Genomic DNA, 13201 nt, shown 5'->3' on the forward strand with positions numbered 1-13201 from the left:
CCCGGTGTGAGCATGCCTGCTTCCGGGTGGCGCACGCGTCCGCCCTGAGTTGATTACTCACTACTCCCCAGGGAGCAGCTCCGACTCTAGGAACACGCTCTTGCGGATCACTTGGATGAGACTTGGCGATGCTCTACGCAGTGTAGTACTACTACCGGTGGCGGTGTACCCACCCATCCAACAATTAAGCAACAACCCACCCCCTCGCCCCCAACGAGCGACGGGCTCACCCCAGACGGGCAAACAAGAGCCCCGCCGCCCTCTCAGCGCCCAGGACAAGAGCCCGAGACCGACGACCAGACCGCGAACCAAGAACCGGAGACCCGGGCCGGAGAACGGAGACCGGGGTCGGGGGCCGGGGACCAGGGATGGGTCCGGAGACCGGGACCGGCGGGACCGGGACCGGTGGGACCGGGACCGGGACCGGAGTCGGGGACCGGAGACAGGAACCGTGAGTCGGAGACCGGGACCGGAGACCGGGACCGGAGACCGTGGGTCGGGGGCCGTCGGTCGGAGGCCATCGGTCGGGAGCCAGGACCGGAGACGGGGACCGTGGGGCGGAGACCGGGACCGGAGACCGTGGGTCGGGGGCCGTCGGTCGGAGGCCGTCGGTCGGAGGCCGTCGGTCGGAGGCCGTCGGTCGGGGACCGTCGGTCGGGGACCGTCGGTCGGGGACCGTCGGTCGAGAGCCAGAACCGGAGACGGGGACCGTGGGGAGGCCGAGACCGGAGACCGTGGGCCAGGACCGGAGACCGGAGACGGGAGCCGTGGGTCGAGGGTCGAGGGTCGAGGGTCGAGGGTCGAGGGTCGAGGGTCGAGGGCAGCATTAGGCCGGTTGCCGTTGCGCCGGGCGTATTGCGGCTCCGGGGCTCTCCTGGTCGCCGACAAGGGGGCCTGGGCTCTCGTTTACCCCCTGCGGCGAGTCGTCGCCGCGTTGGGCGTCCGAGGGCCGGGGGGCGAGGCCGAGGGCCGGGGCCGGGGCCGGGTCGGGAGGCCGAAGCCGAGGGCCGGGGGCCAGAAGCTGGGGGCCGACTCCTGGGGGCCGGAAGCCCAGGAGTCGGGGGGCCGGAAGCTGGGGGCCGGGGCCGGGGCCGGGGGCCGGGGCCGAAGGGCCGGGGGCCGGGGCCGAAGGGCCGGGGGCCGGGGCCGAAGGGCCGGGGGCCGGGTTGGGGTTGGGAACGCGAAAACCCCCGCCGGGGCGGGGGTTTTCGGTGATTGGTCGGTCAGTGCTGGATCGGGGCGGCGATCGCCGCGGCCGAGTCCGGGACCGCCGTGGCGGACTCGCCCTTGAAGACGAACTTGGCGTTGTCGCCTTCGCCCTCGATCGTCACCTTCACGACCTGCCCCGGACGGAGCTCGCCGTAGAGGATCTTCTCGGACAGGGAGTCCTCCAGCTCGCGCTGGATCGTACGGCGCAGCGGCCGGGCGCCCATGACCGGGTCGTAACCGCGGTCGGCGAGCAGCTGCTTGGCCTCCGGGGAGACCTCGAGACCCATGTCGCGGTCCTTCAGCCTGGCGTCGACCTGGGCGAGCATCAGATCCACGATCTTGATGATCTCGTTCGGCGTCAGCTGGTGGAAGACCACGATGTCGTCGACACGGTTGAGGAACTCGGGCCGGAAGTGCTGCTTGAGCTCCTCCTGGACCTTCGCCTTCATCCGCTCGTAGTTGGACTCGGTGTCGTTGGACTTCGCGAACCCGACCCCGATGCCCTTGGAGATGTCCCGGGTGCCGAGGTTGGTGGTCATGATGATGACCGTGTTCTTGAAGTCGACCACGCGGCCCTGGGCGTCGGTCAGGCGACCGTCTTCCAGGATCTGCAGCAGCGAGTTGAAGATGTCGGGGTGGGCCTTCTCGATCTCGTCGAACAGGACCACGGAGAACGGCTTGCGCCGCACCTTCTCGGTGAGCTGACCGCCCTCCTCGTAGCCGACGTAGCCGGGAGGCGAGCCGAACAGCCGGGAGACGGTGTGCTTCTCCATGAACTCCGACATGTCCAGGCTGATCAGAGCGTCTTCGTCGCCGAAGAGGAACTCCGCCAGAGCCTTGGACAGCTCGGTCTTACCGACACCGGACGGGCCGGCGAAGATGAACGAGCCACCGGGACGGCGCGGGTCCTTCAGACCGGCGCGGGTACGCCGGATGGACCGCGACAGGCCCTTGATGGCGTCGTCCTGGCCGATGATCCGCTTGTGGAGCTCGTCCTCCATGCGGAGCAGGCGCTGGGACTCCTCCTCGGTCAGCTTGAAGACCGGGATGCCGGTGGCGGTCGCCAGGACCTCGGCGATGAGCTCCTGGGTGACCTCGGCCACGACGTCCATGTCGCCGGCCTTCCACTCCTTCTCCCGCCGCTCGCGCTTGAGCTGGAGCTGCTTCTCCTGGTCGCGGAGCGCAGCGGCCTTCTCGAAGTCCTGCGCGTCGATCGCGGACTCCTTGTCGCGGCGGACGTTGGCGATCTTCTCGTCGTACTCGCGCAGGTCCGGCGGAGCGGTCATCCGGCGGATGCGCATCCGGGAACCGGCCTCGTCGATGAGGTCGATCGCCTTGTCGGGCAGGTAGCGGTCGCTGATGTAGCGGTCGGCCAGCTGCGCGGCGGCCACCAGGGCGTCGTCGGTGATGGAGACGCGGTGGTGGGCCTCGTAGCGGTCGCGCAGACCCTTGAGGATCTCGATCGTGTGGCTGAGAGAGGGCTCGGCCACCTGGATCGGCTGGAAGCGGCGCTCCAGCGCGGCGTCCTTCTCGAGGTACTTGCGGTACTCGTCGAGGGTGGTGGCGCCGATCGTCTGCAGCTCGCCGCGGGCCAGCATCGGCTTGAGGATGCTGGCGGCGTCGATCGCGCCCTCGGCGGCGCCCGCGCCGACGAGCGTGTGCAGCTCGTCGATGAACAGGATGATGTCGCCGCGCGTGCGGATCTCCTTGAGCACCTTCTTCAGGCGCTCTTCGAAGTCACCGCGGTAGCGCGAGCCGGCGACCAGGGCGCCGAGGTCAAGCGTGTAGAGCTGCTTGTCCTTCAGCGTCTCGGGCACCTCGCCCCTGACGATCTTCTGCGACAGGCCCTCGACGACGGCGGTCTTGCCGACGCCGGGCTCGCCGATCAGCACCGGGTTGTTCTTGGTCCTCCGGGAGAGGACCTGCATGACCCGCTCGATCTCCTTCTCACGGCCGATGACCGGGTCGAGCTTGCCCTCGCGGGCCGCCTGGGTCAGGTTGCGGCCGAACTGGTCGAGCACCAGGGACGTGGACGGCGCCGACTCCTGGGGACCGCCCGCGGCGGCCGGCTCCTTGCCCTGGTAACCGTGGAGCAACTGGATGACCTGCTGCCGGACACGGTTGAGATCAGCTCCAAGCTTGACCAGCACCTGGGCGGCCACACCCTCACCCTCGCGGATGAGCCCGAGCAGGATGTGCTCGGTGCCGATGTAGTTGTGACCCAGCTGCAAAGCCTCACGGAGCGACAGCTCGAGGACCTTCTTGGCCCGCGGGGTGAACGGAATGTGCCCCGACGGAGCCGACTGGCCCTGGCCGATGATCTCCTCGACCTGCTGGCGCACACCCTCAAGGCTGATGCCGAGGCTCTCCAGAGCCTTGGCGGCTACGCCCTCACCTTCATGGATCAAACCAAGAAGAATGTGCTCAGTGCCGATGTAGTTGTGGTTGAGCATCCTGGCCTCTTCTTGGGCCAAGACGACAACACGCCTCGCTCGGTCGGTGAACCTCTCGAACATCTCGTCGCTCCTCACAGAGCGGTCAGTCAGGCCGGTAAATCCGGTCCCGTCATCCCGCATGCTAGCCCTGGCTCGGCGAACCGTGCCCACTGCCGCTGACACGCTCTATAGCAGAGACGTTCCCCGAGAGCAGGGCGTTCACCCTCTATCCAACTACTGTTCGGGGGTGACGTGTTCCCGATACGCCGCAAGCGAACGATGTTTAGGCGCTTCCCGGAAGCGCCTGGAATTCGACGCCCGCGGCCCAGGGCGGACCAACACGGATCGGCCGTCGGACGCCGGGGCGAAGCCGGCCCTGGGGTGCCCGCCGGCCACGCATCTCCGATGCCCGCGCCCGTATCTGTTACGTAATCATCGTATGTGCTGCTCCAAACCGCGTCCAAGCGCGGACGCTACGCCCTGAGCACAACTCGGCACGCAACGCCCCCGCGCCTATTCCCCATCGGGTCAGCCGGGTTACCGATCGCGGTGCGCAGGAGGGTCGTGCGACGGGACAATGTGCGGCACACGGGAGAGGCCACCGGTTTTCCATCGTGTCCCACCAGCCGCACGCCCGCGTTTTGCCGGTCGTCCGCGGCCGGTCCGCCGAGAAGCCCGGAGACGGGCCCGGAAGAGAAGCCCCAAGACGGCCCGAAGAGAGACTCGAACAAGCCCCGACAAGCCCCGAGAACCCCGCACAAGACCGTAAGAAAGCGGAAGTGCCCGGTGACGGAAGGGGGCCTGCGGCGGCGCTCGGGAAGGGCCCGCTGCCCGAATGCGTGGCGGAGCGTCACCGCTTTGCGCGTACGCCGCAGGAGCCGGGAAGGTGAACATTGCGGCGGGTGACGGCATTGGCGCGTTCCCGCCGCGGGCGACGAAGACGGACAGCGAGCCCGGCGGCCCGGGAATTGACCCGGACGCCGACCGCCAAGCCCGGCACGTTCCACTCCCACGCGACGCCTTGTCCGGCGCCACAGGTGAGCAATACGCCCACATTTGGGCGGATTAGAAGATCAACAAGTGGTCGGGGGATTCACGCACTTCCCACAAAAACGATCATGCGCTTATGGCGCTCGCCGGGGTCCTAGGCGAACGGCATAAGCGCATGGTCAGGAGATGGCTCTCTTGACGAGGCTCAGTGAGCCGCTTCGTACTTCTCCACGACGGTGGAGGCGATCCTGCCGCGCTCGCTGACCGGCAGGCCGTGGGCCTTGGCCCACTGCCGGATCTCCGAGCTCTTCTCGCGGCTCATGGCGCGGTTGCCGCCGCGACCACGGCGACGGGCCGACACGGCTCCTGCCCTGCGGGCGTGCTGCACGAAAGGCGTGAGTGCGTCCCTCAGCTTCTTGGCGTTAACGTCGCTGAGGTCAATCTCATAGGAGGAGCCGTCAATAGCGAAGCTGACCGTCTCATTGGCCTCGCCCCCATCGAGGTCATCGATGAGAATCTCCTGGATCTGCTTGGCCATCTACGCAATCCTTTCCCGGAGCATTGTTTCATTCGCTCGCCCAAACATATACCCGGAAAGGCGCGGAGACAATTCAGCGCTACGGGGATTCGGCTGACTGGCAGATCAGTTCTGGTTCTCGGCCTGATCCTGGTGGTTTGCCCGTCGCCCGGCGACCTCCGATCGCAGCAACTTCACCGCGCCAAAGATGAAGGCGCCGCCGACCACGACCGGGGGGATGAGCGCTGACAATACGTCTGTAACGGCTTCCATTCGTCCTCGCCTCCAGGGCTAGCAGGGTTTCGGGGGCGCTAAATACGCATCCCGGCGCGACCTGCGGGACCTGCGGGAGCACGCCGGACGCTCATGACGCCTAGGTGACAACTCACCCGGAACCGACCATAGCCACACACAGTCGCCCTCAGGGAGCAGGGGCACCGACATCCGGCAACCCGGACGTCCCATAGCCTAATGCCAGTCTCTCCAGGCTCCTTACCGGATCAAGGGAAAATTTTGCGAAAAGGCATCTTCCCAGGTGCGGATGCCTCAACGAAGATCTTTTACCACCCGCGTTCCGGCCAGCCTGTCATGCGGCCCGCGCTCCAACGGCTTGTCGATCAGGATGAGCAACCCGACGCCGAACAGCAGCATTCCGGCCAGCAGATTGACCACCGGAATGCCCATCAGCATGACAGGCCCGGGATAGACCAGGGCCCGTTTCAGCAGGGCGCCACGCGGAAGGTCGTCCGGCGCCAGGCGAATCCTCATGATCGCCTGGCCGAAGGTCCGCCGGTGCAGGCAATGGGCCCGCCAGTCATAGGCCACATAACACAGGCCGGCCAGGAACCAGGCCAAGAGCCCGGGCAGCCGCCCGTCGAACGCCTCCACCATCCCGACAGTCCGGAAGACGCCCCACAGCGCGATGAACAGAATGTAATAGAAGACCCCGAAGACCAGCGCCTCAATGAAGCGGGCGGCGAGGCGTTCCCACCATTCCGCGGGCACGGCGCCCGGCCACGACGGTGTCCCGGCCATATCCCACCTCACGTGGTCGGCGGTCGTACCCCCCATTTTGGTACGCCCCGCACACACAAAACAGAGGCCGGCGGGAAGCCGGCCCCTGTTTTACGCTGACGCGGGATTACTTGATCTTCACGACCACCGTGCCCGTGAACTTGTCCGCGAACGTCTGCTGCAGCGGCTTGTCCCACAGCTGCGAGGCGCCGTTGACCGCGACGCACGCCCAGGCGAGCAGCGGGCCGAGGAACGGGAGCCAGCTCAGGATGTAGCCGCCCCAGGTGACGCCGGCACGCTTGATCGCCAGGTCGGACGTGAGCCCGCCCGGAGGAAGGGCCTGGCCCACCGGCACGACCTTGATCCCCATGACCATCTTGCCGACCGTCTGGCCGTTCATCTTCGTCAGGAAGAACTCGTAGCACACCCAGATGGCGGTCGTCACGATCGACGACAGGAGGGCGATGACGAAGGGTGACAGGAGGCCGGAGGTCAGGCCGGTCGCCGAGTCGTAACCGACCGCGAGCAGGCCCAGGATGAGGCTGACCACGACGTTCACGATGCCGAGGATGACGCCGTCGATGATCCTCGCGACCAGACGCTGCCACCACTCCGCCAGAGGAGCCGGCGCGCCCGGGGGCTGCACGCCGACGGGCTGACCGTAGGGCTGGCCGTAGCCGGGCTGGCCGTAGGGCTGCGACTGCTGCTGCTGGCCGTATGCCTGGCCGTACTGCTGCTGGTCGCCGTACTGCTGGCCGTAACCCTGTTGCTGGTCGCCGTACTGCTGCTGGGCGTAGCCGCCCTGCTGGCCGTACTGGGCGTCCTGGCCGTAGCCCTGCTGCTGGCCGTAGTCGGGTTGCGACTGCTGCCCGTAGCCCTGCTGGCCGTACTGGGCCTCCTGGCCGTAACCCTGCTGGCCCGACGCGGCCTGCTGGCCGTAGCCGGGCTGGGCGTACTGCTGGCCGGAGGACTGCGGCTGCTGGCCGTAGCCCTGCTGGCCCGAGGCGGCCTGCTGGCCGTACTGGGCGTCCTGGCCGTAGCCCTGCTGCTGGCCGTAGTCGGGCTGGGACTGCGGCTGCTGGCCGTACTGGGGTTGCTGGCCGTAGCCCTGCTGACCCGCGGCGGCCTGCTGGCCGTAGCCCTGCTGGCCGTACTGGGCGTCCTGGCCGTAACCCTGCTGACCCGGCGTGGCCTGCTGGCCGTAGCCGGGCTGGGCGTACTGCTGGCCCGAGGCGGGCTGCTGGCCGTAACCCTGCTGGCCGTACTGGGCGTCCTGGCCGTAGCCGGGCTGCGTGTACTGCTGGCCGGAGGACTGCGGCTGCTGGCCGTAACCCTGCTGACCCGAGCCGGCCTGCTGGCCGTACTGGGCCTCCTGGCCGTAGCCCGGCTGGGTGTACTGCTGGCCGGAGGACTGCGGCTGCTGACCGTAACCCTGCTGCTGGCCGTAACCCTGCTGGCCCGAGGCGGCCTGCTGGCCGTACTGGGGCTGCTGGCCGTAGCCCTGCTGCTGGCCGTACTGCTGCTGTTGCTGGCCGTACTGCTGTTGCTGGCCATAGCCCTGTTGCTGCTGCTGACCGTATGGGGGCTGGCCGAAGGCATCGTCCGCCCGGTAGCCGACCACAGTCACGTCCGGGTCGGGCTCACCGGGCCGACGGCCGTGGTGCTGCCCGTACTCGGGGTTCTCGCCGGAATCGTCCTGTGGGTACGGCGGCTGTCCGGTGCTCACCGTGTCACCTCGCTTCGAGTGCGCATGTGGCACGTGTCAGGACACATGCCTGTGCTGCCCAACGTATCGACATAGGTATCAACAATCACCTTTCCAAGTGGTCAAGGTCCGCGTCACCCGATGTCAGATGCAGCAGCATGCGGGTGTTGCCAAGGGTGTTCGGTTTGACGTGTTCCAGATCAAGGAACTCCGCCACACCCTCGTCGTACGAGGCCAGCAACTCGGCGTAGACCTCGGGTGAGACCGGGGTGCCCTGGATGGGGCGGAAACCGTGCCTCGCGAAGAAGTCGACCTCAAAAGTCAGACAGAATACACGCCGCAGCCCCAGATCCTTCGCCTGCCGGACGAGTGCCGAGACGATCCGCCGCCCCACACCCAGCCCCCGGCACGCGGGATCGACGGCCACCGTACGGACCTCGGCGAGGTCCTCCCACAGCACGTGGAGCGCGCCGCAGCCGACGACCTCCCCGTCCCGCTCGGCCACCCAGAACTCCTGGACGTCCTCGTACAGCGTGACCGTGGCCTTCTCCAGGAGCCGCGGACCCGCGCCCGCGTAGGTATCCACGAGACGCCTGATCGCACGCACGTCGGGCGTGCGGGCACGCCTGACCACGACCGCGGTCTCGGGGACTGCCACTTCGGCCACCTGCTCCATGGCTCTCCAGGGTACAGATCTCATTACGGCTCGGCCCTAAATCCCACGTCTCGGGCATCTCATCACATCCCGTGGTCGGGTGAACACGAGCCGACTTGGAGCTTTCCTCCAGACCTCAGCGCCCCGAATGCTGGACAAAAGGTGCAGAAGCCCGCTTCCGTACGGCTACCCACGAGATCACCTTGTGACCCTTCAGTTGTGAAACCTCTACAGACTCGGCAGTTCCGGTTGAGCGTGAACCCGGAGTGCATTAGTGTCCAGCGACGATGTTCTCCGCGTAATGCGCGCGGAAAGACACGCCCAATTCCCGCAAGGGAAGCCGGGGAACCAACGGCGGCGAGCAGCCAGCGCCGCCACTTGGGGTGAATCCGACCATCTCGGTAGGGCTGCTCCGGCCCGAACCCGTCAGCTAACCCGGCCGGCGTCGATGAGAGGAGCTCGGTTGGTGAAGCGGACGCTCGACCGCTCGGGGAAGACGGGGGGCAGGCACGCCCGCCCCCAGGAACAGGCCAGGCGCGCACGCCGCCTCGGCGTCATCGGCGTCACCGTCGCCGCGATGCTGTTCGCCGTCCCCGTCGGTTCCGCCGCCGCCGACCCGAAGCCGTCGCTCTCCGAGCTCTCCGACCAGGTGGAGAAGCTGCACGAAGAGATCGAGACGCTGGCCGAGCAGTACAACGAGCAGCGCGAACGGCTGAAGGCCGCGCAGAAGGCCAACGACTCCGCCCAGAAGATCCTGGCCACCAGCGAGTCCGACCTGGCCGCCAGGCGCGCCAGGGCCTCGCTGCTCGCCCAGAACGCCTACATCACCGGCGGCCTGGACAAAGCCCTGGCCTTCGCCCAGTCCGGCGACCCCGAGACCTTCCTCGACCGGGCCGCGACCACGTACGCGCTCGAACAGCAGCAGGGCGAGGAGGTCAACCAGCTCGCCAAGGCCATGGAGGCCGCCGAGCGGGCCAGGGCCGGCGCGAAGACCCGCATCGCCGAGGTCCAGAAGATCGTCACCGATCTGGAGGCCAAGCGCTCGAAGATCACCAAGCTGGTCACCAAGGTGGAGAGCAACCTCTACCGGCGGGCCATGGGCGAGGCCGGCCGTCCCGGCACCCGGGCCGTACGCGTCAACCTGCCGGTCATCGGCGACGGCAAGGCGGCCCAGGCCGTCAAGTGGGCCCTCACCCAGCAGCTCAAGCCGTACGTGTGGGGCGCCGAAGGGCCGCGCTCCTACGACTGCTCCGGCCTGGTGATGGCCGCCTACCAGCGCGTGGGCATCTCGCTCCCCCACTACACCGGCGACCAGTGGACGGCCGGCACGCACGTCAGCCGTGACCAGCTGCGCCCCGGCGACCTGGTGTTCTTCTACAGCGACCTGCACCACGTCGGCATCTACATCGGCGGCGGCATGATGGTCCACGCCCCGCGCACGGGTGACGTCGTGCGGGTCGCCCCGATCGGCGGGCGGCCGTTCGCCGGCGGCGTGCGCATCGCGGACTGACCGGCGCCCCACACCACCCGGCGCCACATCGCCCAGCCCCACATCGCCCAGCCCCACACCGCCCAGCGCCACTTCATCCAGCGCTGCTTCGCCCGGCGCCGACAGGTGAGCGCCGCCAGATGAGCGCCGCTAGATGAGCTGGCGGCGCGCCGCCCATGCCACGGCCTCGATCGCCGTGGCCACGCCGATGCGGTCGCAGATGCCCCTCAGCCTGCGCCGTACGGTCCGTCCGCTGATGTCCAGCCGCCTGCCGACCCGATCGACGGTCACCCCCCTGGCCAGCTCGGCCAGTAACGCCAAATCCGCGTGGCTCAGCTCAACGCCTTCTGTGAGCACATCCACCGGGAGCCCTCCCCCCAACAGCAGAACTCGGACCTTTCAGGCGAAGCAAAGCCGCTCGTCTCGGTGAAGGTAAACGCATCGCGGAAAGGTCGTCAAGCGCGACAATCGGCGCCCTTGACCAGTGCTATTGACATGATCACTTATATGTGACGTACTCCGCATATGTCGGCACGCCGTGATCAGCTATGAACGGTCCAAACGATCAATTCGGCGGCCCGGTTCCACCTCCGATGAGCGCCACCGACGTGCTGGGTTTTGATCCCTCGGATCCGCAATTTGTGCGCGATCCGTACGTCCGATATCGCGAGCTGCGAGCCGCCGGGCCGATCTTCAGAACGCGCGGCGGGCTGCTCGTCGTGACCACGTACGAGTTGTGCGCGGCCGTGTTGCGCGACCCCGGGTTCGGTCACGGAACGTCCCCGCCCGCGCAGGAAGAGCCAGGTCAGCCCGGCAGGTCGTTCCTGCTCATGGACCCACCCGATCACACCCGGTTGCGTGCTCTGGTCAGCCGCGCGTTCACGCCGCGCATGGTGGCCCGCCTCAGGCCGCGGATCGAGGCGATCACCGCCGACCTGATCGGACGGCTGCCGGAGGAGGCGGAGCTGATTTCCGGCTTCGCGTACCCGCTGCCGGTGATGGTGATCAGCGAGATGCTCGGGGTGCCGCCGAAGGACCACGACCGCTTCCGCGGGTGGAGCGAGGCCCTTGCCCGCGGACTTGACCCGATGCTGACAGACGCCCTCATGTCGGAAACGGAGCGTTCCAGGAACGAGTTCCGCGACTACTTCCGCCGCCTGATCGCGCGGCGGCGCGAGCGTCCCGGGGAGGACCTCCTGAGCGCCCTCGCCCACGTCGAGGAGCTCGCCGAGGCCGAGTTGCTGGCGACCTGCGTGCTGCTGCTCGTGGCCGGCCACGAGACCACCGTCAACCTCATCGCGAACGGCGTGCTGAACCTGCTGCGGCACGGCCTGCTGCACCGCGCCGCCGAGCGGCCGAGGGAGGTGGTCGAGGAGGTGCTGCGCTTCGATCCGCCGGTCCAGCTCACCTCCAGGATCGCGCTGGAGGACCGGGAACTGGGCGGCACGCCGGTGCCCGCGGGCGCCGGCGTGCTCGTGCCGATCGGCGCGGCCAACCGCGACCCGGCCGCGTTCGCCGACCCCGACCGGTTCGACCCCGGCCGCGAGCCCGGCCGGCATCTGGCCTTCGGGCTCGGCCTGCACTTCTGCCTGGGGGCGACGCTGGCCAGGATGGAGGGCGAGATCGCGCTGTCGGCGCTGGCCGCGGCGGCGCCGAAGATGGAGGCCGCCGATCCGGAGCCGCCGTACAAGGAGAACGTGGTGCTGCGCGGGCTGGCCCGGCTGCCGGTGCGGCTCAGGCGGTAGCGTCGTAGCGTTCCCTGGCGGCCTCGACGTCCTCGATGTGCTCCTCGGCCCACGCCTTGATGGCGATGACCAGCGGCATCAGGCTCTCGCCCAGCGGGGTGAGCGCGTAGTCGACGCGCACCGGCACCTGCGGCGTGACCCGGCGCGCCACCAGGCCGTCGCGCTCCAGGCCGCGCAGCGTCTGGGTGAGCATCTTCTGGCTGACCCCCGCGATGTGCCTGGCCAGGTCGCTGTAACGGCGCTCGCCGCCGGCCAGCGCGCTGAGCACCAGCGTGACCCATTTGTCGCTGAGCCGATCGAGCAGTTTGCGTGAAGGGCATTCGGCGAAGTAGGCGTCGAAGGCCAGTCTCGCCTGGTCACGCCGCTGCGCCGCCGTCGTGGTCGCCACCGTCTCACTCCTCGCCGTGTGTTACGCACTTCCAGGTGCCTACTTACTGAAAGAGAGTAACTCTTCCTAGGGTCGTCGGCATGACGAACATGCGTGCACTCATCGGCGGCTCCGGCGCTCCCCGGCTGGTGTCCGCGCCGCTGCCGACGGCGGGGCCCGGCCAGGTGCGGGTCAAGGTGGCCGCGGCCGGGGTCAACCCCTTCGACCTGGCCGTGGCGTCCGGGGCCCTGGCCTCGTACGGGCTGGCCAGGAAGCTGGACTCGTACGGGATCGGCTTCGACGCCGCGGGGACCGTCGACCAGGTGGGCCCGGGGGCCTCCTTCACCGTGGGAGAGGAGGTCGTGGGGCTCTGCGCGCGGCTGGAGCTGCCGTACAAGGCGCAGGCCGAGTACGTCGTGCTGGACGCCCCGGCGGTGGCCCGCGCCCCGCGCGGCGTGAGCCCCGTCCACGCGGCCACGCTGCCGCTGAACGGGCTCACCGCCTGGCAGGCGCTCGACCGGACCGGCGTCGGGCCGGGCGGCACGCTGCTGGTCACGGGGGCGGCGGGGGCCGTCGGAGGCTACCTGGTGGAGCTGGCCGCCGTGCGCGGCGTCAGGGTGGTGGCCGCCGCCGGCGCCGCGGACGAGGAGCTGGTACGCGGCTTCGGGGCGGAATGGTTCGTCCCCCGCGAGGAGGACCTGGCCGAGGCCGTACGGGCGCGGGTGCCCGGTGGGGTGGACGCCGTCGTGGACGCGGCCGTGCTGGGCCTGCCCGCGCTCGACGCCGTACGGGACGGCGGAGCGTTCGTGGCGCTCGCGTCGGGGGTCGCGCCGGTGGCGCTGCGCGGCACGGACGTGGCCACCGTGCTGTTCCGCTCGGACGCCCGGCAGCTCGCGGAGCTGGTGCGCCTGGTCGAGGCCGGACGGCTGACGCTGCGGGTGGCCGGGACGTACCCGCTGGAGAAGGCCGCCGACGCCCACGCCCGCCTGGCCGAGGGCGGCCTGCGCGGACGGCTGGTGCTGGTGCCCTGACCGCTGGGTCCGGCGCCCCGCACCTGCGCGGGGCGCCGGACGGC

Annotated in this window: 10 protein-coding genes and 1 riboswitch; of the genes, 3 read left to right on the top strand and 7 right to left on the bottom strand. The window is 68.9% G+C overall.

Going from position 1 to position 13201, the window contains the following annotated elements:
• Positions 1-1223: 1223 nt before the first annotated feature.
• The 5 genes from ACFYYW_RS32995 to ACFYYW_RS33015 form a co-directional block, all read right to left on the bottom strand.
• Positions 1224-3725, bottom strand: a complete 2502-nt coding sequence (locus tag ACFYYW_RS32995) for an ATP-dependent Clp protease ATP-binding subunit (RefSeq protein ID WP_352325871.1) — start codon at positions 3723-3725, stop codon at positions 1224-1226.
• A 1114-nt stretch (positions 3726-4839) separates the two neighbouring features.
• Complete coding sequence (locus ACFYYW_RS33000; RefSeq protein ID WP_125641669.1) at positions 4840-5172, bottom strand: Lsr2 family protein; 333 nt, start codon at positions 5170-5172, stop codon at positions 4840-4842.
• Between the two features lie 525 nt (positions 5173-5697).
• Complete coding sequence (locus ACFYYW_RS33005) at positions 5698-6186, bottom strand: RDD family protein (protein WP_387654549.1); 489 nt, start codon at positions 6184-6186, stop codon at positions 5698-5700.
• A 106-nt stretch (positions 6187-6292) separates the two neighbouring features.
• Positions 6293-7891 (bottom strand): RDD family protein, encoded by a 1599-nt coding sequence (locus ACFYYW_RS33010; RefSeq protein WP_387654551.1) that lies wholly within the window; start codon positions 7889-7891, stop codon positions 6293-6295.
• 85 nt (positions 7892-7976) lie between these two features.
• On the bottom strand, positions 7977-8546 hold the full coding sequence (locus ACFYYW_RS33015) for an amino-acid N-acetyltransferase (RefSeq protein ID WP_352325867.1): 570 nt from the start codon (positions 8544-8546) through the stop codon (positions 7977-7979).
• Between the two features lie 287 nt (positions 8547-8833).
• Positions 8834-8985: riboswitch (cyclic di-AMP (ydaO/yuaA leader) on the top strand.
• Positions 8986-8991: 6 nt separating this feature from the next.
• On the opposite strand from ACFYYW_RS33015, the gene ACFYYW_RS33020 reads away from it, so the two are divergent.
• Complete coding sequence (locus tag ACFYYW_RS33020) at positions 8992-10035, top strand: NlpC/P60 family protein (RefSeq protein WP_352325866.1); 1044 nt, start codon at positions 8992-8994, stop codon at positions 10033-10035.
• A gap of 129 nt (positions 10036-10164) precedes the next feature.
• On the opposite strand, the gene ACFYYW_RS33025 is transcribed toward ACFYYW_RS33020, so the two are convergent.
• The gene (locus tag ACFYYW_RS33025; RefSeq protein ID WP_132597751.1) at positions 10165-10377 is read right to left on the bottom strand and encodes a LuxR C-terminal-related transcriptional regulator; all 213 of its coding nucleotides are present in this window, start codon (positions 10375-10377) and stop codon (positions 10165-10167) included.
• 278 nt (positions 10378-10655) lie between these two features.
• Here ACFYYW_RS33025 and ACFYYW_RS33030 point away from each other — a divergent pair, with 278 nt between their 5' ends.
• Entirely contained in the window at positions 10656-11759 is a 1104-nt protein-coding gene (locus tag ACFYYW_RS33030) for a cytochrome P450 (RefSeq protein ID WP_387654555.1), read from the top strand.
• Here the strand turns inward: ACFYYW_RS33030 and ACFYYW_RS33035 are convergent.
• On the bottom strand, positions 11749-12147 hold the full coding sequence (locus ACFYYW_RS33035; protein ID WP_352318644.1) for a helix-turn-helix domain-containing protein: 399 nt from the start codon (positions 12145-12147) through the stop codon (positions 11749-11751). The genes ACFYYW_RS33030 and ACFYYW_RS33035 overlap by 11 nt on opposite strands.
• 80 nt (positions 12148-12227) lie before the next feature.
• Between ACFYYW_RS33035 and ACFYYW_RS33040 the strand changes: the two genes are divergently transcribed.
• Entirely contained in the window at positions 12228-13157 is a 930-nt protein-coding gene (locus tag ACFYYW_RS33040; protein WP_387654558.1) for an NADP-dependent oxidoreductase, read from the top strand.
• Positions 13158-13201: the final 44 nt, after the last annotated feature.

It is taken from the genome of Nonomuraea sp. NPDC001831, assembly GCF_042892035.1.
GTDB lineage: Bacteria > Actinomycetota > Actinomycetes > Streptosporangiales > Streptosporangiaceae > Nonomuraea.

Excerpts from the sequence above, each read along its gene's own strand:
- ACFYYW_RS33015 (WP_352325867.1), bottom strand. The coding sequence starts at position 8,546 with ATGGAGCAGGTGGCCGAAGTGGCAGTCCCCGAGACCGCGGTCGTGGTC.
- ACFYYW_RS32995 (WP_352325871.1), bottom strand. The coding sequence starts at position 3,725 with ATGTTCGAGAGGTTCACCGACCGAGCGAGGCGTGTTGTCGTCTTGGCC.
- ACFYYW_RS33040 (WP_387654558.1), top strand. The coding sequence starts at position 12,228 with ATGACGAACATGCGTGCACTCATCGGCGGCTCCGGCGCTCCCCGGCTG.
- ACFYYW_RS33005 (WP_387654549.1), bottom strand. The coding sequence starts at position 6,186 with ATGGCCGGGACACCGTCGTGGCCGGGCGCCGTGCCCGCGGAATGGTGG.
- ACFYYW_RS33000 (WP_125641669.1), bottom strand. The coding sequence starts at position 5,172 with ATGGCCAAGCAGATCCAGGAGATTCTCATCGATGACCTCGATGGGGGC.